The 19,941-nt window shown below is 63.3% G+C and carries 19 protein-coding genes; 10 read left to right on the top strand and 9 right to left on the bottom strand.

Annotated elements, in window-relative coordinates:
• Position 1 precedes the first annotated feature (1 nt).
• A complete protein-coding gene (locus QUV11_RS07875) occupies positions 2-985 on the bottom strand; it encodes a threonine/serine dehydratase (protein WP_300881423.1) in 984 nt (327 codons plus the stop codon).
• Positions 986-1,042: 57 nt separating this feature from the next.
• Here QUV11_RS07875 and QUV11_RS07870 point away from each other — a divergent pair, with 57 nt between their 5' ends.
• The 5 genes from QUV11_RS07870 (at position 1,043) to QUV11_RS07850 (ending at position 5,835) form a co-directional block, all read left to right on the top strand.
• The gene (locus QUV11_RS07870) at positions 1,043-2,248 is read left to right on the top strand and encodes a saccharopine dehydrogenase family protein (protein WP_300881422.1); all 1,206 of its coding nucleotides are present in this window, start codon (positions 1,043-1,045) and stop codon (positions 2,246-2,248) included.
• A 128-nt stretch (positions 2,249-2,376) separates the two neighbouring features.
• A complete protein-coding gene (locus QUV11_RS07865; protein ID WP_300881421.1) occupies positions 2,377-3,549 on the top strand; it encodes a carboxynorspermidine decarboxylase in 1,173 nt (390 codons plus the stop codon).
• Positions 3,550-3,681: 132 nt separating this feature from the next.
• The gene (locus QUV11_RS07860; RefSeq protein WP_300881420.1) at positions 3,682-4,875 is read left to right on the top strand and encodes a type III PLP-dependent enzyme; all 1,194 of its coding nucleotides are present in this window, start codon (positions 3,682-3,684) and stop codon (positions 4,873-4,875) included.
• Between the two features lie 77 nt (positions 4,876-4,952).
• Entirely contained in the window at positions 4,953-5,381 is a 429-nt protein-coding gene (locus QUV11_RS07855; RefSeq protein WP_300881419.1) for an MAPEG family protein, read from the top strand.
• Between the two features lie 13 nt (positions 5,382-5,394).
• On the top strand, positions 5,395-5,835 hold the full coding sequence (locus tag QUV11_RS07850; protein WP_300881418.1) for an MAPEG family protein: 441 nt from the start codon (positions 5,395-5,397) through the stop codon (positions 5,833-5,835).
• A gap of 6 nt (positions 5,836-5,841) precedes the next feature.
• Here QUV11_RS07850 and QUV11_RS07845 read toward each other — a convergent pair whose 3' ends face one another.
• The 7 genes from QUV11_RS07845 to QUV11_RS07815 all read right to left on the bottom strand — a co-directional run bounded on the left by QUV11_RS07845 (position 5,842) and on the right by QUV11_RS07815 (position 14,048).
• Complete coding sequence (locus QUV11_RS07845) at positions 5,842-7,044, bottom strand: class I SAM-dependent RNA methyltransferase (RefSeq protein ID WP_300881417.1); 1,203 nt, start codon at positions 7,042-7,044, stop codon at positions 5,842-5,844.
• Entirely contained in the window at positions 7,034-8,464 is a 1,431-nt protein-coding gene (locus tag QUV11_RS07840) for an NAD(P)H-hydrate dehydratase (RefSeq protein WP_300881416.1), read from the bottom strand. The genes QUV11_RS07845 and QUV11_RS07840 overlap by 11 nt, the downstream gene beginning before the upstream one ends.
• Positions 8,457-8,831 carry a hypothetical protein gene (locus tag QUV11_RS07835; protein ID WP_300881415.1) on the bottom strand — a complete coding sequence of 125 codons (375 nt, stop codon included), beginning with the start codon at positions 8,829-8,831 and terminating at the stop codon, positions 8,457-8,459. The genes QUV11_RS07840 and QUV11_RS07835 overlap by 8 nt, the downstream gene beginning before the upstream one ends.
• On the bottom strand, positions 8,818-10,539 hold the full coding sequence (gene ilvD / locus QUV11_RS07830) for a dihydroxy-acid dehydratase (protein ID WP_300881414.1): 1,722 nt from the start codon (positions 10,537-10,539) through the stop codon (positions 8,818-8,820). The genes QUV11_RS07835 and ilvD overlap by 14 nt, the downstream gene beginning before the upstream one ends.
• A gap of 44 nt (positions 10,540-10,583) precedes the next feature.
• A complete protein-coding gene (locus tag QUV11_RS07825) occupies positions 10,584-11,318 on the bottom strand; it encodes an N-formylglutamate amidohydrolase (RefSeq protein ID WP_300881413.1) in 735 nt (244 codons plus the stop codon).
• Positions 11,315-12,250 (bottom strand): 4-(cytidine 5'-diphospho)-2-C-methyl-D-erythritol kinase, encoded by a 936-nt coding sequence (locus QUV11_RS07820; RefSeq protein WP_300881412.1) that lies wholly within the window; start codon positions 12,248-12,250, stop codon positions 11,315-11,317. The genes QUV11_RS07825 and QUV11_RS07820 overlap by 4 nt, the downstream gene beginning before the upstream one ends.
• A 145-nt stretch (positions 12,251-12,395) precedes the next feature.
• The gene (locus tag QUV11_RS07815) at positions 12,396-14,048 is read right to left on the bottom strand and encodes an electron transfer flavoprotein-ubiquinone oxidoreductase (RefSeq protein ID WP_300881411.1); all 1,653 of its coding nucleotides are present in this window, start codon (positions 14,046-14,048) and stop codon (positions 12,396-12,398) included.
• 131 nt (positions 14,049-14,179) lie between these two features.
• On the opposite strand from QUV11_RS07815, the gene QUV11_RS07810 reads away from it, so the two are divergent.
• From QUV11_RS07810 to QUV11_RS07790, 5 genes are all read left to right on the top strand, one after another.
• A complete protein-coding gene (locus tag QUV11_RS07810) occupies positions 14,180-14,932 on the top strand; it encodes a uracil-DNA glycosylase family protein (RefSeq protein ID WP_300881410.1) in 753 nt (250 codons plus the stop codon).
• Positions 14,933-14,936: 4 nt separating this feature from the next.
• The gene (locus QUV11_RS07805) at positions 14,937-16,691 is read left to right on the top strand and encodes a lytic transglycosylase domain-containing protein (RefSeq protein ID WP_300881409.1); all 1,755 of its coding nucleotides are present in this window, start codon (positions 14,937-14,939) and stop codon (positions 16,689-16,691) included.
• A gap of 6 nt (positions 16,692-16,697) precedes the next feature.
• A complete protein-coding gene (gene moaB / locus QUV11_RS07800) occupies positions 16,698-17,225 on the top strand; it encodes a molybdenum cofactor biosynthesis protein B (protein ID WP_300881408.1) in 528 nt (175 codons plus the stop codon).
• Positions 17,226-17,294: 69 nt separating this feature from the next.
• Positions 17,295-17,699: a hypothetical protein gene (locus QUV11_RS07795; RefSeq protein ID WP_300881407.1), complete on the top strand. Its 405-nt coding sequence runs from the start codon at positions 17,295-17,297 to the stop codon at positions 17,697-17,699.
• A gap of 99 nt (positions 17,700-17,798) precedes the next feature.
• Positions 17,799-18,605, top strand: a complete 807-nt coding sequence (locus QUV11_RS07790) for an NTP transferase domain-containing protein (RefSeq protein ID WP_300881406.1) — start codon at positions 17,799-17,801, stop codon at positions 18,603-18,605.
• Positions 18,606-18,657: 52 nt separating this feature from the next.
• On the opposite strand, the gene QUV11_RS07785 is transcribed toward QUV11_RS07790, so the two are convergent.
• The gene (locus QUV11_RS07785; RefSeq protein WP_300881405.1) at positions 18,658-19,890 is read right to left on the bottom strand and encodes a potassium/proton antiporter; all 1,233 of its coding nucleotides are present in this window, start codon (positions 19,888-19,890) and stop codon (positions 18,658-18,660) included.
• Positions 19,891-19,941: the final 51 nt, after the last annotated feature.

The following is a 19,941-nucleotide window of genomic DNA, read 5'->3' as shown; positions in this document are numbered from 1 at the left end:
CTCACGATGCAAGCGCTTTGGAAAACAGCGCCGGATCGACGTTCCCGCCCGACAGGATGATCAAGGTGCGGTCATCGACCTCGACCTTGCCCGCCAGCACCGCTGCCAACGCCACCGCGCCGCCTGGCTCGAGCACCAGCCGCAACCGCTCATGCGCGTGGCGCATCGCGCGGAACACTTCCTCGTCGGAGACGCTAACCGCATCGGCCTTGCGCTCCTTCAAAATCTCGAATGTCAGTGGTGAGACGCGCGGCGTGAGCAACGCATCGCACACGGTATCGGGCGCATCTGCGGCCACCGGTACGATCTTCCGGCTCCTGAGAGAATCGCCCATGTCGTCCCAGCCATCGGGCTCGACGACGGTAATTTTCGCGCCGGGCATGGCCAGCGCAATCCCGGCGGCGAGACCACCACCACCACAACAGGACACCACGCGATGGGGGTGAATGCCCGCCTGGGCAATGATCTGCACCATCGCCTCGAGCCCGGTGCTGCCCTGCCCTTCGATGATCCAGGGATCGTCGAAGCTGGGCACCACGACCGCACCGGTCTCCGCCGCGATACGGTTGGAAATGGCCACGCGGTCCTCGCTGCGGCGGTCATAGGTAATGATCTCGGCGCCATAGCCGCGGGTCGAATCGATTTTGCGCCTCGGTGCGTCGGCGGGCATGACGATGGTCGCCTTGATCCCCAGCCTTTTGGCCGCCCAGGCGACGCCCTGCGCGTGGTTTCCGCTCGAAAAAGCGACCACGCCGCGCGCGCGCTCTTCCTCGGTCAGGTCGGACAGCCGATGCCATGCGCCGCGAATCTTGAACGAACCGATCGGCTGCAGGCACTCGGCCTTGCACCACAACGTCATGCCGTCATGCTTCAAGGGCATCAGCGGCGTCGGAGGCAGTATCGCGGAGATTTTCTTCGCGGCGCGCTCGATGCCTTCACGGCTGGGTTTGCGGTCTGCGCGAAGGGGATCACTTGGTTCTGTCATGCAGAGCCTCTATATGCACCCGCTGACAGCAATTCCAGCAATAAGGGAAAACGAACTTTGGGCAAGATTCTGGTGATCGGTGCAGGCGGCGTGGGTTCGGTCGCAGTACACAAGATGGCAATGAACGCGGATATCTTCAGCGAGATCACGCTGGCGAGCCGTCGCGTGACCAAATGCGATGCGATCGCCGAATCGGTCAAGGCGCGTACCGGCGTGACGATCGCCACCGCGGAAGTCGATGCCGACGACGTCGATGCAACCTCGGCGCTGATCGAGCAGGTGAAGCCCGATTTGGTCTGCAATTTGGCGCTGCCCTATCAGGACCTCAACATCATGGATGCCTGCCTGCGCACAGGCGTGCACTACATGGACACCGCCAATTACGAACCGCGCGACGAGGCCAAGTTCGAATATGGCTGGCAATGGGCCTATCATGACCGCTTCAAGGAAGCCGGCCTGATGGCGCTGCTCGGCTCGGGCTTCGATCCCGGCGTGACCAGCGTGTTCGCCAGCTATATCAAGAAACACCTGCTCGACCGGATCGACACGCTCGACATCCTCGATTGCAACGGCGGCGACCACGGCCAGCATTTCGCCACCAACTTCAATCCCGAGATCAACATCCGTGAAGTGACCGCTCCCTCGCGCCACTGGGCCGATGGGCAGTGGGTCGAGGGCCCGGCGCTCAGCCACAAGCAGGTCTTCGATTTCGAGGCCGTTGGCGAGAAGAACATGTACCTCATGTACCACGAGGAACTGGAGTCGCTGGCCAAGCATTATCCCGAGATCAAGCGCATCCGCTTCTGGATGACGTTCGGAGATGCCTATCTCAAGCACTTGGAAGTACTGCAGAATGTCGGCATGACCCGGATCGATCCGGTGATGTACGAAGGCCGCGAGATCATCCCGCTTCAGTTCCTGAAAGCCGTGCTGCCCGAACCCGCCTCGCTGGGCGAGACCACCAAGGGCAAGACCAATATCGGCGACATCGCAACGGGCGTGAAGGACGGGCAGGACAAGACCGTCTATGTGTACAACATCTGCGACCATGAGGACGCCTATGCCGAAACCGGCAACCAGGCGGTGAGCTACACCACCGGTGTTCCGGCGATGATCGGCGCGGCGATGATCCTCACCGGCGCATGGAAGGGCGAAGGCGTGTTCAACATCGAGCAGTTCGATCCCGACCCGTTCATGGACATGCTCAACCAGCACGGCCTGCCGTGGCAGGTGAAGGAGCTCGACGCCCCGCTGGCGTTTTGAGCCCTTAGCCCTCTCCCCTTGAGGGGAGAGGGTTGGGAGAGGGGAACACCCCGCGAGAACCATTGGGCCGGCGAGAGCATATTCCCCTCTCCCCGGCCCTCTCCCCTGAAGGGGAGAGGGAGTATATTATGGAAACCAAGGCTGGCGATCCCGGCGCGTTCCGGCATTTCGATCTGCACCGCGTTCCTTCGCCCGCATTCGTGGTCGACGAGGCTGCCGTGCGGCGCAATCTGGCGATTCTGGCCGATGTCCGCGACCGGGCGGGCATCAAGATGCTGGCAGCGCTCAAGGCGTTCTCGTTCTGGCGGCTGGGGGGCGTCGTCGGCGAATATCTCGATGGCACCTGCTCGTCGGGGCTGTGGGAAGCGCGATTGGCGACGGAGCACTATAAGGGCGAAGTCGCCACTTATTGCGCGGGCTACAAGGCCGAAGATCTGCGCGCGATTCTCACATTGTCCGACCACGTGATCTTCAACAGCCCCGGCCAGATCCAACGATTCGCTGGCCTGATCGACGAAGCGCGCGCCAAGGGCGAACAGTTCGACATCGGCCTGCGGATCAATCCTGCCCTGCCGCTCGGTGAAACAGCGAAATACGATCCATCGCAGCCCCACAGCCGCCTCGGACATCCGATCGACCAGCTGCGCCCCGAACACCTGGAGGGCGTCTCCGGTATCCACTTCCACTCTTTGTGCGAACAGGACCTGCAACCGCTGCAACAGATCTGGGGCAAGCTAGAGCCACTGCTAGAACCCTATTTCAAGCAGCTGAAATGGCTCAATTTTGGCGGCGGTCATCATATCACTCGGGCAGACTATCAGCGTGACGAGATGGTCGAATTCCTGATCGCGGTCAAGGCACGCACCGGCTGCGAAATCTATCTCGAACCGGGCGAAGCGGTGGCGCTCGACGCCGGGATTCTGGTGGGCGAATTGCTCGATGTGTTCGACAACGGCATGAAGGTCGGCATCACCGACATCTCGGCCACTTGCCATATGCCCGATGTCATCGAGGCGCCCTATCGTCCGGCCATGCTCGGTGAGCGGCCCGACGCGGAGCCGATCCGGCTCGGCGGACCCTCGTGTCTCGCTGGCGATATCATCGGCGATTATGGCCTGCCAGGAACCATGCAGCCCGGCGAACGCTTCGCGTTCCTCGATCAGGCGCACTACTCCATGGTAAAAACCAATACATTCAATGGGGTACCGTTGCCATCGATCTGGCTTTGGAACAGTGCTGACGACAGCCTGCAGCAGATAACATCGTTCGGCTATGAAACATTTCGGGACAGGCTGGGTTGATAACGAGGGGTCAATTTTCGCTTTACAAGGAACCAGCCTGATCCTATCTACGCGGTCCGCTGCCCCAGGGGGACTTCCAATAACCGCAAGGCAGCCTTGTTGTTTTCTCTGTTTTTTTGGGGGTCCCTTGAGTTGCACAGTTTCCTTGATGCGCTGGAGCTGATTAAGGCTCTGACACCGGCTCAGCCGGTTACGCTGGACCGACCGCAAGCGGCGACGCGCGCGGCCAGGTTCTTCGTTGATCGTTTTCCCGGCAAATCGCTTTATGCGGTCAAGGCGAATCCTTCGCCCGACCTGCTGCGCGTGCTGTGGAATGCGGGTATTACCCATTATGACGTTGCCTCGATCGCCGAGGTCAGGCTGGTGGCCGAAACGCTTCCGGATGCGACCTTGTGCTTCATGCATCCGGTCAAGACCCCTGAGGCGATTGCAGAGGCCTATCACAGCCACGGCGTGCGCGTATTCTCGCTCGATTGCCGCGAAGAGCTCGACAAGATCGTCCTAGCCACGGGCGCGCCCGAGGATCTGACCTTGTGTGTCCGCCTGCGCGTCTCGTCCGAACATTCGGAACTCAGCCTGGCGTCGAAGTTCGGCACCGAGCTGACCGAAGCCCGCGATCTGCTGATGGCCACCCGTCAGGCCGCAGACAGTCTCGGTATCTGCTTCCATGTCGGCAGCCAGGCGATGAGCCCGCATGCCTATGTGCAGGCGCTCGACCGCGTGCGCGCGGCGATCGTCGATGCATCGGTCACCGTGGACGTCATCGATGTCGGCGGGGGCTTCCCCTCGGCGTACCCCGGCATGCAGCCGCCGCCGCTCGAGGACTATTTCGCGATCATCGAACGCACCTTCGAAAGCCTGCCGATCAGCTATTCGGCAGAACTGTGGTGCGAGCCTGGCCGTGCCTTGTGCGCCGAGTACAATTCGATCATCGTGCGCGTCGATCGGCGCCGCGGCGACGAGCTGTACATCAACGACGGTGCCTATGGCGCCTTGTTCGATGCCGCGCATATCGGCTGGCGCTTCCCGGTCCGCTATCTGGGCGACACGCGCAGCAGCACGATGGCCGATTTCGCGTTCTTCGGTCCGACCTGCGACGATATCGATTATATGGCCGGTCCCTTCCCGCTGCCTGCGGATATCAAGGCCGGCGACTATATCGAGATCGGCATGATCGGCGCTTATGGTGCCGCAATGCGGACCGCGTTCAACGGCTTCGGCGTGAGCGATCACTACACCGTCGCCGACGAGCCGATGCAGTCGATGTATACTGGCGAGGCCCGCCCGCACTGGCGCGCCGACAATGTGGTCAGCATCAATCGCTGACCCGCATTTAAGTTGCGATTGACAATCTATCGAGGCTGACGCAGTTTCCGCCCCTGTCCAAAGGGGGGAAACTGCCGATGTCTGCCAATGTTCTGACGCCAGCAGCCGTGCTGGTGCTCTGGTCGCTTGCCATGCTGTTCTGGATGGCTGGCGCCAGGCTGCCGCAGGCCAAGAAAATGGGCGTCGACATCTCCAAGGCGGTCGGCGGACGCGGCAGTGATCTGGATCCGGCGATGCCGCCGCCGGTCGCGTGGAAGTCCCACAACTACGCGCATCTGATGGAGCAGCCGACCATCTTCTATGCGACCATCGCGATCCTGGCGATCGCAGGAGCGGGTACAGACGGTATCAACGTGGCTTTGGCGTGGGGCTATGCCCTGATCCGGATCGTCCACAGCATCTGGCAGGCCACGGTTAACAAGGTGCAGACGCGCTTTCTGTTGTTCCTCGCCTCGACGCTCTGCCTGATCGTGCTCGCGGTTCGCGCTCTGCTCGCAACGCTTTAAAGGGGGAACAACCATGTCCATGTCCATTCTTCAGCCCGTCGTCATCCTGCTCGCCTGGACCATGGTGATGTGGCTGTGGATGTACGTCACCCGCATTCCTGCCATGCAGAAGGCGAAGATCGATGTCGCCAACCTCAAGGGCGGCACCGGCAAGGATCTGGACGCCATCCTGCCGGCAGACATCCAGTGGAAAGCACACAATTACAACCACTTGCTGGCTGAACCGACGATATTCTATGCGGTTTGCCTGGTGCTTGCGGTCATTGGCCATGGCGAGGGCATGAACCTGGCGGTTGCCTGGTTCTATGTGGCGCTGCGTGTCGCGCACAGCCTGGTGCAGGCGACCGTCAACCGCGTCGCGGTGCGGTTCTTCCTGTTCGCGCTCTCAAGCCTGTGCCTGATCGTGCTGATCTTCCACGCAGCGATCCCGATCTTCGATCTGCATATCGGCTGATTGGAATCACGGCCGGACAAAAAGGCTGGCCAGTTCCACATGGGTCGACCAGCGGAACTGGCCCACCGGCCACAGGGTCTTGAGCTCGAACCCGGCGTCACACAGCATCCGTGCATCGCGGGCAAAGGTCGCCGGGTTACAGCTGACATAACACAGGCGCTTAAGGCCTGAGGCGGCGATGGCGGCAACCTGAGCCTCCGCCCCCGCGCGCGGCGGATCAAGCACCAGCCCGTCGAACCTGCTGAGCATATCGGACTGCAGCGGATTGCGGAACAGGTCGCGATGTTCGGCGAACACTGGAAGCTGGCGCGCGTTCGCCGCCTGGGTCAGGGCCAGCACCGGATCGCGCGCGGCCTCTGCGGCGTACACTTTGCGCCCCGGTTCGCTCAGGTGGAACGCAAAGCTGCCGAGCCCTGCGAACAGGTCGGCGACCATCCGGCATCCGGTCAGTGCCTCACGTGCCGCTGCCGCCAGCGCAGCCTCGCCATCGACCGTTGCCTGCAGGAAGCTGGCGTGCGGAAATCGCACCGCGACGTCGCCGAAGCTTACCGTCACCGGCACGGGCTCGTACTGCGTTTCGGGACCATAGCCCTGATCGATCGCCAGCCGCGCCAGTTGATGCGCCTCGGAGAATGCTGACAACATCTCATGTTCGGCAACCGAGTTAGGCTCAATCCCGGTGATCAAGACAGCGACCCCTTGATCGATCTCTGCCAGCTCTACTTGGCCGGAAAGCTTGGATTTCGGCCACTTCGCGATCAAACCTCGTACCGCCATCATGACGTCAAACAGTCGTGGCGTCACGATTTCGCAGGTGCGGATGTTGACCAGATCGTGGCTGCCCTGCCCGGCAAAACCCAGGGTCAGCGCCGATTTGACGCGCGTGTACCTCAGGCTTGCGCGTCTGCGGCTGCGCGGGGGCGATAGGTGCACCGGGCGCACCTCACCAATGGCGATGCCCTTCGCGATCAATGGCGCGGTGACGCGCTCGCGAACGAAATCGGCCAGCGCGGTATCATCAAGGTGCTGCAGGGTGCACCCGCCACAAGCACCGAAATGCGGGCAAGGCGGCGTCGCGTGATGCGGGCCCGGGACGATGCTGCCGCCGGGGGTGATCGTGTCGCCCGGGGCGCCACCTGCAACATGTCGCCCGGATGCGGTGACACCGTCGCCTCGCGCGGCGACCCGCACGATCAGTTCATCGTTCAAGACAGGACTCCACTGCCAGCGGCAGCGCCTGCGCGAGTTGCCAGGCCGTAAAGGCTGGCCCCGCATTGCGCGCCGCGCGGTCCTGCAACCAGACCGCCTCGGCCAGCGCATGCAATGTCTGGCCGTGATTGGCAAGCCGCGTGGCGATGCATCCGGCCAGAACATCGCCCGTGCCCGCCACCGACAGCCACGCACAGCGCCGGTCTGCGATGATGACTCGGCCATCGGGCGCGGCGATCACGCTGTCGGCGCCCTTGTAGAGCACGCAGGCGTTGAACGCTGCTGCCAAGGCTACTGCGCGCAAGGCCTTGTTGGGCGCCGTGGCCATGTCGCCTGCTGCCTCAGCCATGGCTTCGAATTCGCCGTGGTGCGGCGTGAGAAGCACCGGCGCTGCGCGGGTTGCGACCTTCTGCCTGCGTGCGCCGATCAGATGCAGCGCATCGGCATCGAGGACTAGCGGGTGGCAACAGCCAAGAGCGGCATCAACCAGCGCCTCAGAGCGGCTATCCCGCCCAAGGCCTGGACCTGCCAGGACCGCACCAATGCGTGGATCGGACAGCGCTTCACCGACTGTATCCGCATCGTCCGCGCGAACCCAGACGATGTCCGCAGGCAGTTGGGCGGTCGCATCCCCTGCCCCGATGATCTTGACATAGCCCGCTCCGGCACCCTGCGCCGCGCGCGCGGCCAGCAAAGCCGCACCCGGCATGGCGCCTGCCAGCACCACCACCAGGCCCCGGCGGTACTTGTGCGACTGGGCATCAGGCAACACGATCACCGGCTTGGCAATGCGCGTTGCGGCACCATGCTGGGCAGCGACGCCGATGTCGATCAGGCTGAGCGAGCGGCAGTCGCTCGCCACGGGCTCGAGCAGGTGCGCGTATTTGTACGCGCCCAGCGCCAGCACATGGTCGAACGGCAGCGGATCATTGAGCCACACCGCGCGATCGGCATCCGCCCCGCTGGGCAGGTCGACGGCAAAGCTGCGGCGGGATGCGGTCACGAGGCCTACGAACTTGCTCCAGACCGCATCATCGATCGCACGGGCCAATCCACTGCCGAACAGGCAATCGACCAACTGAGCCTTCGGCACGGCATCGGCGAGCGCGATGACGTCCCCTTTATAGCGCGCCCTGGCATTGCGCGCGGCGTCGGTGCGCGGCTCGGTCATCGCGGCGACGGTAACTGGAACGCCCTTATCCTGCAAAAACTCTGCAATAACATAGCCATCGCCGCCGTTGTTGCCGGGGCCACACAGGATCAGGGTCGGGACGACACCGCCGATCCGCCAAACCATTTCGCCCGCCGCCTGCCCGGCACGCAGCATCAGCGCATCGACCGACACCCCGGTATCGAACACCGCCTGCTCGGCCGCGACCATCTGCGCGACCGTCAGCACGGAGGATCCGGTATCAACCACCGCCTGCGCCGGGCCTGACCGTGGCAGGAAGCTGATAGCGATCGGTGCCGACCGATAGTTCGATGCGGCCGTCGGAGAGCGGCGTCACGATTGCCTCTTCCGAACCATCGGCAACGACAAGTCCTCGCCCGTCGCTAACGATCTCGAAGCGACGGAAACCGCCATCGGGATGCCGCATCACGAGTTCGCGCCTGTCGCCATTCTGCACGCGTTCTGCTTCGCACTGTTCGGTGAACTCGGCTTCATCGCCCAACGCGCACGCGATGCGGCTGTCATCCTCGCCGGGAAGAGACCCGGGTTCCGATGGCGAGCAGGCCGCGAGCAATGCGGCCGTGCCGATCACCAGCGACGGCTCAGATATCCGCATAAACGTGCCGTTCGGCCTTTGCGCCAGGATGGGTCAACGCGCCCTTGCTCGCCGGTCCGACATTCTGGGCATAGCGCCACAAGGCCCCAGACTGATAGTCATTGGTGCGCGGCTTCCAAGCCGCGCGCCGTTCGGCAAGGACGGCGTCGTCTACCAGCAGATCGATCGTCCCTGCGACCGCATCGATCGCAATGATATCGCCTTCCTCGACCAGCGCAATTGGGCCGCCATCGGCCGCTTCGGGGCCGACATGGCCGATGCAGAAGCCGCGCGTCGCACCCGAAAAGCGGCCGTCGGTGATCAGCGCCACGCTCTCGCCCATGCCTTGGCCATACAGAGCGGCGGTGGTGGACAGCATCTCGCGCATGCCAGGCCCACCCTTGGGACCCTCGTAGCGGATAACGATGACCGAACCTTCGCGGATGCGCCGGTCTTCGACCGCGGCGAAGCAGTCCTCCTCGCAATCGAACACCTGCGCCGGCCCGGTAAACTCAAGCCGCGCCATGCCTGCAACCTTGACGATTGCGCCGTCGGGCGCCAGCGATCCCCTCAGGCCAACCACGCCGCCGGTGGGGCTCAGCGGTGTCTTGACGTCATAGATCACCTTCTGGTCGGGGTTCCAGGTGACCTCGTCGATGTTCTCGCCCAGCGTCTTGCCGGTCACGGTCATGCAGTTGCCGTGCAGCAGTCCGTTTTCGAGCATCGTCTTCATCAGCATGTAGACGCCCCCCGCCTCGTGCATGTCCTTGGCGACATAGCGGCCGCCGGGCTTGAGGTCGGCGATATAGGGCGTCGACTTGAACATCGCGGCGACATCGAACAGGTCGAAATCTATCCCCGCCTCGCTCGCCATCGCTGGCAGATGCAGCGCGCCATTGGTCGAGCCACCGGTCGCAGCGACAACACGGGCAGCATTTTCAAAGGCTTCGCGCGTACAAATGTCCCGCGGCCTGATGTTGCGGGCGAGCAGTTCCATCACCTGGGCGCCGGCTGCGACCGCGATTTCGGCACGCGTCTGATAGGGCGCGGGGACCATGTTGCTGTTGGGCAGCGAAAGCCCGATCGCCTCGCCGACGCACGCCATGGTGTTCGCTGTGAATTGGCCACCGCAGGCACCATGACCGGGGCACGCGACCTTTTCAAGCGCGGTCAGATCCTTGAGCGGGCAGTTGCCTGCGGCATGCTGGCCAACCGCTTCGAACACGTCGACCACCGTCACGTCTTTGCCGCCATAGTGTCCGGGCAGAATCGACCCGCCATAGACGAAGATCGACGGCACATTAAGCCGCAGCATCGCCATCATCATGCCCGGAAGCGACTTGTCACACCCGGCAAAGCCGACCAGCGCGTCGTAGCAGTGGCCGCGCACCGACAGCTCGACCGAATCTGCGATCACCTCACGGCTGACCAGCGAGCTCTTCATGCCCTGATGGCCCATCGCAATGCCGTCGGTGACGGTAATGGTGTTGAACCGGCGCGGCATGCCGCCAGCAGCATTCACGCCATCACGGCAGACATCGGCCTGCGCATTGAGCGTGGTGTTGCACGGCGCGCTGTCGTTGCCAGCGCTGGCGATTCCGACGAACGGGCGCGCAATCTCTTCTTCGGTCAGGCCCATCGCGTAGTAATAGCTGCGATGCGGCGCGCGCTCGGGTCCGACCGAGACGTGGCGGCTGGGCAGTTTCGATTTATCGAACGAATGTGTCATGATGAGGCCTTCCTTTGGTGGCGCTCTTTCCAAAAACGCAGCCGTTACGCAAGTCTGTTGCTGCAGGCGAGCAGAACGGGGGCCAGCACAGCGGCCATCCGGGCGACCCCCGCGCCCGATCCGATATGGTCCTGGCGCATCTCCACACCCAGATAGGGAATGCCTGGCGCCTCGGCATGGAGGTTCATCGTCGCGTTCAATGCCGTGCCTGCATAGGGCAGCTGGTCACCGACACCCAGCCCGGCATCGATCAGCATCGGGATGGCGATCCGCGCGGCGCGATCGTCGGTGTTGTAGAGAATGCCGATGTCCCAGGGTCGGTGCTGCTCGGGCATGGTGGCAAGGCTGGGCGTAAAGCTATGCAGTGACAGGATAAAGGGCCGGGCGAGCGTATCAACTGCTCGGGCCACCGCCGCATGGTAAGGCCGGTAGAAGGCGGCAAGTCGCGCTTCGGCATCGGCGCCGACATTGCCCGGAATGGCAACCCCGTCGCTGACGGTCGGGATGAGCCCCTGCGCATCCTCTTCCCGATTGAAATCGATCACCAGCCGCGACACACCCGCGAGCATCGCGCCGCAGCCCAATGATGCGCACAGCGCCCGCGTGACGTCTGCCACGCCGATGTCGATCGCAATGTGCTTGGCGAGATCCTCAGGCGTGATGCCAAGCTCGATCCCGTCAGGGACATGGTTGCTGGCATGATCGGCGATGATCAGGATGTTCGCGCCGGCTGCGTCAGGCTTATGGCGAATGATTTCATAGGGTTGCCAGCCACTCATCGCACGACACCGCCCATCGTCCACCAGTCCGGATAAGCGCGCTGGATCGCGTGACACGCAGCATCCGCGTCTTCGGTTCGGTCAAACAGAGCAAAGCAGGTCGCGCCGCTGCCGGACATCCGCGCCAGCTGGACACCGCCCTGAACCGCCAGCACATCGAGCACTGCGCCGATCTCCGGGACCAGCGCGCGCGCCGGGGGTTCGAGATCGTTGCGCGCTCCCTCGATGACCGCGGCAAGGCTCGAACTGTCGAGCGCGCCGCGATCGTGCTGGTCCCAGCCCTTGAACACCGGCGCGGTGCCGAGCGGAACACCGGGATTGACCAGCAGGATGGGCATTCCTGCCAGACCGGCAAGATCGAGCGGCTGCAATGCCTCGCCTCGGCCTTCGACGCGCAACGTACCGCTGATCACGCAGGCGGGAATATCGGATCCCAATGTTTCGCCTATTGCGCACAGCGCGGCATCGTCGAGCCCGCAGCCCCACAGCCGGTTGAGCAGACGCAAGGCCGCAGCAGCATCGGCCGAGCCGCCGCCGATTCCCGAGGCGACGGGAAGGTTCTTGGTCAGGTAAAGATCGGCACCTAGCCCAGCAACAGCACCCGCATCCCTCCCCCCCGTGTTCCCGAGCGTAGTCGAGGGACGTTCCGCCGAGGGTTGCGCGTACGTCCCTCGACTTCGCTCGGGACAGGCGGATTGGGTCAGGGCATCTGCTGCACGCAGCACCAGATTATCGGGCCCGTCGTCCAGCCCGGCTGCGAACGGACCATCGATGGTCAGCTTGAGCTCACCATCATCCCGCCGCTCGGCGCGCAGCACATCCCCGCTATCGACGAACGCAAACAGGCTTTCGATGTCATGATAGCCATCCTCGCGCCGCCGCCGGACGTGCAGCGCCAGGTTCACCTTGGCGTAAGCGGTTTCGGTCGGCACGGGGGCATGCACTCCTCAAATCCTCCCCTGCAAGGGGAGGGGGACCACGAAGTGGTGGAGGGGGTGATACCGTCCGCGACCGTGGACACCCCTCCGTCATCGCTGCGCGATGCCACCTCCCCTTTCAGGGGAGGATTTTGGGTCTTCACATATTCGGATAATTCGGACCGCCGCCGCCTTCTGGGACCACCCAGTTGATGTTCTGGCTCATTTCCTTGATGTCGCAGGTCTTGCAGTGGACGCAATTCTGCGCGTTGATCTGGAAGCGCGGGTTGCCTTCTTCCTCACCGACGATCTCGTAGACCCCGGCAGGGCAGTAACGCTGCGCAGGCTCGTCATACAACGGCAGGTTATACGTCACAGGCAGCGCGGGATCCTTGAGCTGCAGGTGAACCGGCTGGTCTTCCTCATGGTTGGTGTTCGACAGGAACACCGACGACAGCCGGTCGAAAGTGATCACGCCATCGGGCTTGGGATAATCGGGCTTCTTGTACATGTCGGCCCGGCCCATGTGCTTGTAGTCGGGATCGTGCTTCATCGTGATCGGCAAACCGATCTTCAACTGACGCATCCACATGTCGATGCCCGCCAGCACCGTGCCCATCGTGCCGCCGAACTTGTCGACCAATGGCTCGACGTTCTGGACCTTCTTGAGTTCGGTGGCGATCCAGCTGGCGTTGAGGTTTTCCTGATAGTCGGCGAGTTCGTCCGACGTGCGATCGGCCTGAATGGCGCGAAATGCGCTCTCGGCGGCGAGCATGCCCGATTTCATCGCGGTGTGGCTGCCCTTGATCCGCGGCACGTTGACGAAGCCCGCGCTGCATCCGATCAGCGCGCCGCCCGGGAACGCCAGCTTGGGCACCGACTGCCAGCCGCCTTCATTGATCGCCCGCGCGCCATACGAAACGCGCTTGCCACCTTCGAGGATCGAGCGGATTTCGGGGTGCAGCTTCCAGCGCTGGAACTCGTGGAACGGCGAGAGATGCGGGTTCTGGTAGGACAAGGCCACCACGAAACCGAGTGCCACCTGACCATTGGCCTGATGGTAGAGAAAGCCGCCGCCCCATGCATCGTCAAGCGGCCAGCCCTGGGTGTGGATCACCCGGCCCGGCACATGCTTCTTGGGGTCGATGTCCCACAGTTCCTTGATGCCGATACCATAGGTCTGCGGCTCGCAGTTGGCTTCGAGATCGAACTGCCGCTTGAGGATCTTGGTGAGGTGTCCGCGCGCACCCTCTGCAAAGAAGGTGTAGCGCGCGTGCAGTTCGAGGCCCGGGGTGTAATCGGGCTTGTGCTCGCCATCTTTGCCCACGCCCATGTCGCCCGTGGCGACGCCCTTGACCGAGCCGTCCTCGTTGTAGAGGATTTCGGCTGCGGCAAAGCCGGGGAAAATCTGGACTTCAAGTTCTTCGGCCTTCTCGGCCAGCCAGCGGCAAAGATTGCCAAGGCTGCCTGTATAGGTGCCCTTGTTGTGCATGAACCCTGGCGTGGTGATGTGCGGGATCGCGAATTTCGATGTCTTGCTAAGCACCCAGTGATGGTTTTCGGTCACTGGTGTATCGGCCATCGGGCAACCCTGCTCGCGCCAGTCGGGGATCAGTTCGTCGAGCGCGATCGGATCGATCACCGCACCCGACAGGATGTGCGCGCCAACCTCAGAGCCCTTTTCGATCACGCAGACCTCGATTTCCGCGCTGTTTTCCGCCGCCAGCTGTTTGAGCCGGATCGCTGCAGCCAGGCCGGCAGGGCCCGCACCGACGATCACGACGTCAAAAGGCATGGATTCGCGTTCACTCATCATTCGTTCCCCGTTGCTCAGGACCGGTCCTATGCCATAAGGACAATTACAATGGACCTTCCGTTCCTCTCCAATAGTGCCGCGTGGCCCAAGTCAACCCGCTTTGGCGTCGGGCCGTCGCTCGGACAGCCATGACCAGCGAGGTGAAACTGGCGCATAGCCTCGTCGACTGGTGGCAGCTGGCCGGGGTGGAGTGGGATTATTCGGAAACGCCCACCGACTGGCTGGCGGATGATCCGGTGCCGTCGATACGCTCCCCTGAACCACCCCGGCACACCGTCCCCGCCACCGTGCGGACCGCGCCGGAGCCCGACGTCGCCCCGCCGCCTGCAGCGGCGCTCGAGCTTCCGAGCGACCTTGCTGAATTCCAGGAGGCTTGGCGGAGCGGTGCGTTCGGTGCTGATGGCGGGGACGGGCCCCCGCTGGTCCCTCATGGACCGGTCGGCGCCAGGATTATGGTGATCACCGGAGCCCCTGAGAGGGACGATCAGGACAAGGTGCTGTCGGGGCGGGCCGGGATACTGCTGGGAAACATCGCCGCCGCCGCAGGCGTCGGGTCCGATGCTATGTATCGGGCTTCGTACTTCCCGCGGGTGGTGCTGGACCGCCGTGCGGCAGCCGAACATGCTGCCAAATGGAATCGGATCGCGCTGCATCACATCACTTTGGTGCAGCCCGAAATCCTGGTGGTTGCCGGCGAGGACACCGCCAGGGCGCTGCTGGGACACGACCCATCGCAAAAGCCACCCGTTTTACATTTTCTTAACCATGGTGGTGGAACTGTCAAAACCATCGTTATGCGTAAGCCCAGCCTGATGCTTCACCGCACCGCGCAGGAGAAGGCTATGGCGTGGCAAAGCTGGCAATTGCTGCTTGTGGAGTAATATCTTGCTGAAAAAAGCGTTGATGATCGCCGCAGGCGCGATAGCGATGACGAGCCAGCCCGTATGGGCGGAAACGTCGTCGTACGACTATTTTTCAAATCGCGTTGCCAAGACCAAGGTTCCCGACCAGTTGTCGTCGTCCGATCGGCAATTCTATGCCGAAGTGTTCAGCGCCATCCGTGGTCAGAACTGGGCCAGGGCCAGCGAACTGCTCGACAGCCGCGACAAGGGCCTGCTGCATGACATCGCACGCGCAGAACTGTTTCTGGCGGCCAACTCGCCGCGGGTCGAGATGGGCCCGCTGCTGAGTCTGCTCAACACAGCACCCGAGCTTCCCCATGCAGATCGCCTGGCAGGCCTGGCGACCAAGCGCGGCGCGACGATCCTTCCCGACCGTCCGGCGACCGTGCAGATGTCGAGCTTTGCCGGCGTGACACGGCGTGGCAAGCCGCGCGCCGTTGCCGACGGCACCGTGCCAGCCACGCTCGCCGCGCAGATCCAGGAACGCATTGTCGCGGATGACCCGGCAGGCGCACATGCGGTTCTGATCGGACAGCTGCATGCGCTCAGCCCCTATGCGCGCACCGAATTGCAGCAGCGGGTGGCGTGGTCCTATTACATCGAAAACCGCGACGGTGAGGCCCTCGCGCTGGCACAGGAGGCTGCGACAGGCGCCGGAGACTGGGTCGGTGAAGCGCACTGGACTGCAGGGCTTTCCGCCTGGCGGCTGGGCGATTGCGCCGCAGCCATGCAGGGCTTTGAAGGCGCGGCTGCGAATGCCTGGAACGAGGAACTTCGTGCCGGAGGGTATTATTGGGCCTCGCGCGCTGCGACCCGTTGCCGTCGTCCGGACCTGGTGCAGAGCAATCTGCGCGCTGCCAGCCAATATGGCGAAACGCTTTACGGGGTGCTCGCCAGCGAACAGCTCGGCGTGGCGGGCGGCAGCGTGCGCGCCGTGGACTTCAGCGATGGCGACTGGAAACTGCTGAAGGAACGGCCCAACGTGCGCCGCGCCATCGCACTGGGCCAGGTTGGTGAATCGACGCTCGCCGATCAGGTTTTGCGTCACGAGGCGCAGATCGCCGGAGACTGGGCCCATGAGGCCCTGCTGCGGCTCGCGCGCGATATGTCGATGCCGCAAACCCAGATGTGGCTCGCCCATAACGGTCCACAGGGCAGCCGCCCAGACAGTTTCGCCCGCTTCCCGTCACCGCGCTGGGTGCCGCTCGATGGCTGGCGTGTGGATCCAGCTCTGGTCTATGCGCACACGCTGCAGGAATCCAACTTCCGCAGCGATGCCCGCAGCCCCGCCGACGCGCGGGGGCTGATGCAGGTCCGCCCCGGCACCGCGCAGGACATGGCCCGCGCCCGCGGCCAGTCGCTCGATGCTGGCGAGCTTTATCAACCGGCGATCAACCTGGAATACGGGCAGCGCTATCTTGAATTCCTGCGTGACCGGCCCGAAACCCAGGGCCTGCTGCCCAAGATCATCGCGGCCTATAACGCAGGCCCGCTTCCGGTCAGCCGCTGGAATACCAAGGTCAAGGACAATGGCGATCCGCTGCTGTTCATCGAATCGATCCCGTATTGGGAAACCCGGGCCTATGTCGGCATCATCCTGCGCAATTACTGGATGTACGAGAAGCAGGCCGGGGTGCTCTCCAAAAGCGCTACCGGATTGGCGCAGGGCATGTGGCCCCGTTTCCCGCATGCAGGCGGAATGGAGCTTGTGCGGGTCGGCACCGTACAGAATAACTAGCGCCTTATGGCCATAGACGAATCGCGGGTCTTCAAACCCATCAACATAGCGCTGCTGACGATATCGGATACGCGCACCTCCGCCGATGACACGTCGGGCGACATCCTTGCCGGACTGATCACCGCCAAGGGCCATAGGCTGGTCACCCGTGCGATCGAGCGCGATGATGTCGAGCGGCTCGTGGTCCGGCTGAACAACTGGATCGACGATACCGAAATCGACGCGATCATTTCCACCGGTGGGACCGGCCTGACCGGGCGCGACATCACCCCCGAGGCGCTCGACAGGGTGAAGGAAAAGGACATTCCGGGTTTTGGTGAGCTTTTCCGCTGGCTGAGCTATCAGACCATCGGCACCAGCACAGTCCAGTCGCGCGCCTGCGCGGTGCTGTCGCGCGGCACCTACATCTTCGCGCTGCCCGGATCGAACGGTGCGGTCAAGGATGGCTGGAACGGGATCCTGAGCGAGCAGCTCGACAGCCGCAACCGTCCCTGCAATTTCATCGAGCTGATGCCGAGGCTGCGCGAGACATAAGGCGCGGGCCCGAGTTTTGTCCTGGTCCACGCTTGCGTTGGCCGGGCCTCCACGTGCAAACTCGGCAGCGTGACTGCGGCCCACCTTCTAAGGCACGGCGTCTCGAAGGCATTCAATTTTGCCATTCTGGGGCTGATGCTGGCCATGCTGGCAACCTTGAGTTTTGTCGCGGTTGACACCAACCTCGATGATCTCGAGGTCACCGGCCGCTCTTCGCGGACAGCAATGAATTGTGACGAGCTGATGGCGAAGGGGTCTTCCACCCGGCCCGCGGCTGGCGCGCATGAAACGGGTGGTGCGGGCTGCAAGGTCGACATTTCCTTTGCCACCGCGATATTGCTGCCCAGGGCTGAACCGACATGGTGTTCCGATCACCCAACCATCCAGATAGCGTCCTGGCCGCCGACCATGCTGACGCTTCGGCCCAGGCTGGCCGGATCTTCGGGACCGCGCGGACCGCCCCTTCTGACGTGATACATCCAGGAAGCAACGGGCTTGATTAGCCTCTGATCCCACCCACCCTGCACCGCAGCCGGCCCAAGGCCGTCGGCGCACAGGCGCTGAAGATGTCCCATGTCTCAGACAACTGTTATCGTGCTGGCCGGCAAACGGTCCGGCGCTCTCGACGCTCTCGCCGGCGCGCGCGGCGTTTCGCACAAATGCATCATTCCTGTGCTCGATCAGCCGCTGATCTCGCATGTGCTGGAAACCATCGCTTTGACTCTGCCCGACGCGCAGATCCGCGTCTCGATCGAGGATTTCTCGGTCATCGCCGACATACCTGTGGTGAAGCGTCTGCTGGAACAGAACCGGATTGCAGCCGTCGAAGCCCAGGCGAATCTCGTCGAAAGCGTCGCGCTTGCCGTCGCCCAAGCGCACTACCCGGTGCTGATCACCACCGCAGACAATGCGCTACTGACGCCGCAAGCGATCATGGCGATGCTCAAGGCTCGCCCCGGCGCCGATGCCCTGGTCGCGCTGGCCCGCAAGGAGCAGATCATCGCGGCGCATCCCACGGGTAAGAACCGCTATTACGAGTTCCGCAATGGCGGGTTTTCCAACTGCAACCTGTTCCTGCTGCGGGGCCCACGCGCGATCCATGCCGCCGAGGCCTTCCGCACAGGAGGCCAGTTCCTCAAGACCAAGGGCCGGATGCTCAAGACCTTCGGGCTGTTATCGGCGCTGATGTACCGGACGGGCTGGTTCACAGTGGAAAAGATGTTCGAACGGGTGTCCGCGCGGCTCGGTGTCGATGTGCGCCCGGTCGTTTTCGAAGACGGCAGGCTGGCGATCGATGTCGACGATGAAAGCTCGCTGCGCGCGGTGGAAGACATCCTGAAGCGCAGTGCGGGTCAAAAGCCCCAACCGGCACTGGCCTGAGCGGCAACGCTTTGGCTGGCAGTCGGAAAGGAAAACGCCGCACTAGGTTCGTTTAGCCCGGCGGGACGGCTGCCGGCGCCTTATGCGCGGGTTCCTTTACGCCTATGCCCAGCCGTGTCGCCACCCACTTGATGCTCGGACCCTGGATGACGCTCGACAGCAAGACGACGAAGAACACGATATTGAAGATGGTGAACGCGCCTGGCACGCCTGCCACCATCGGGAAGGTGGCGAGCACGATCGGCACTGCGCCGCGCAGCCCCGCCCATGACACGAACAGCTTGGCACGCCAGTCGAGCCTGCGGAAAGGCGCGAGGCATATAAACACGCTGAGCGGGCGCGCCACGAACATCAGCACGAAGGTGATCCCCAGCCCCGGCGCAATCACATCGAGCAGGTTGCTCGGCGCCACCAGCAGACCGAGCGTCAGGAACATCACCACCTGCCCCAGCCAGGCAAGACCATCCTGGAAGGTCGAAATGATGCGCCGCGCGTCGTAGGCGCGGTTGCCCGCGACCAGGCCTGCGACATAGGCCGCCAGAAATCCGTTGCCGCCGACGACTTCTGCCAGGCCGTAGCCGATCAGCGCTGCTGCGATCGAGATCACGAACGCGAGCCCGCTGCTCTGGTAGAATCTGCGTTTCAAAAGCTCGGGCAGCAACCAGCCGATGGCCAGACCAATGCCGGTGCCCAATGCCATCTGGCCGAAAAAGTCTGGGACCAGAGCCAGCGGGGATGCACCGGGTTGCGCGATGAACAGCAAAGCCGCGCCGACCATGAAGATCGCCATCGGATCGTTGGTTCCCGATTCGAGTTCGATCAGCGCCGGCACCTGGCCACTCATGTCGATCCCGGTCGAGCGCAGGATCGCAAACACCGCGGCCGCATCGGTCGAGGCGATCACCGATCCGAGCAGGAAGCCCTGGAACCAATTGAAATCCAGCAGCAGCACCGCTGCAAGCGCAATGACCAGCGCGCTGATCGCCACACCGAAGGTCGCCAGAACCAGCGCCGGCCGCACCATCGGCCGCACAGACGTCCAGCGGGTGTCCATGCCGCCCGAAAACAGGATGAAGATCAGGCAGGCAACGCCGACTCCCTGCGTCAGCACATAATCGTCGAATCGCATTCCGCCGGGGCCATCCACGCCGGCAAGCATGCCAAGACCAAGAAACCCAATCAGCGCGGGGAGCCCGAAGCGGCTAGTCAACGTGCCAGCGATCACCGTCGTCAGGAGCAGCGTGCCGATGACGAGCAGCGCAATGTCGAGAGAAACCGTAATCATACCAAAGCCAAAGCATCTGCGCGCCGCGATAGCAAGCGATGGCCGCCCCAA

The sequence above is a fragment of the Blastomonas sp. genome (genome assembly GCF_030373265.1).
Taxonomy (GTDB): Bacteria; Pseudomonadota; Alphaproteobacteria; order Sphingomonadales; family Sphingomonadaceae; genus Blastomonas.
This window is presented reverse-complemented; position numbering and strand designations above follow the sequence as displayed.

What these genes read in the sequence shown, in the direction of transcription:
- QUV11_RS07875 (WP_300881423.1), bottom strand. Translation starts at nt 985, where the DNA reads ATGACAGAACCAAGTGATCCCCTTCGCGCAGACCGCAAACCCAGCCGT.
- QUV11_RS07865 (WP_300881421.1), top strand. Translation starts at nt 2,377, where the DNA reads ATGGAAACCAAGGCTGGCGATCCCGGCGCGTTCCGGCATTTCGATCTG.
- QUV11_RS07855 (WP_300881419.1), top strand. Translation starts at nt 4,953, where the DNA reads ATGTCTGCCAATGTTCTGACGCCAGCAGCCGTGCTGGTGCTCTGGTCG.
- QUV11_RS07850 (WP_300881418.1), top strand. Translation starts at nt 5,395, where the DNA reads ATGTCCATGTCCATTCTTCAGCCCGTCGTCATCCTGCTCGCCTGGACC.
- QUV11_RS07835 (WP_300881415.1), bottom strand. Translation starts at nt 8,831, where the DNA reads ATGCGGATATCTGAGCCGTCGCTGGTGATCGGCACGGCCGCATTGCTC.
- ilvD (WP_300881414.1), bottom strand. Translation starts at nt 10,539, where the DNA reads ATGACACATTCGTTCGATAAATCGAAACTGCCCAGCCGCCACGTCTCG.
- QUV11_RS07825 (WP_300881413.1), bottom strand. Translation starts at nt 11,318, where the DNA reads ATGAGTGGCTGGCAACCCTATGAAATCATTCGCCATAAGCCTGACGCA.
- QUV11_RS07815 (WP_300881411.1), bottom strand. Translation starts at nt 14,048, where the DNA reads ATGAGTGAACGCGAATCCATGCCTTTTGACGTCGTGATCGTCGGTGCG.
- QUV11_RS07810 (WP_300881410.1), top strand. Translation starts at nt 14,180, where the DNA reads ATGACCAGCGAGGTGAAACTGGCGCATAGCCTCGTCGACTGGTGGCAG.
- moaB (WP_300881408.1), top strand. Translation starts at nt 16,698, where the DNA reads ATGGCCATAGACGAATCGCGGGTCTTCAAACCCATCAACATAGCGCTG.
- QUV11_RS07790 (WP_300881406.1), top strand. Translation starts at nt 17,799, where the DNA reads ATGTCTCAGACAACTGTTATCGTGCTGGCCGGCAAACGGTCCGGCGCT.
- QUV11_RS07785 (WP_300881405.1), bottom strand. Translation starts at nt 19,890, where the DNA reads ATGATTACGGTTTCTCTCGACATTGCGCTGCTCGTCATCGGCACGCTG.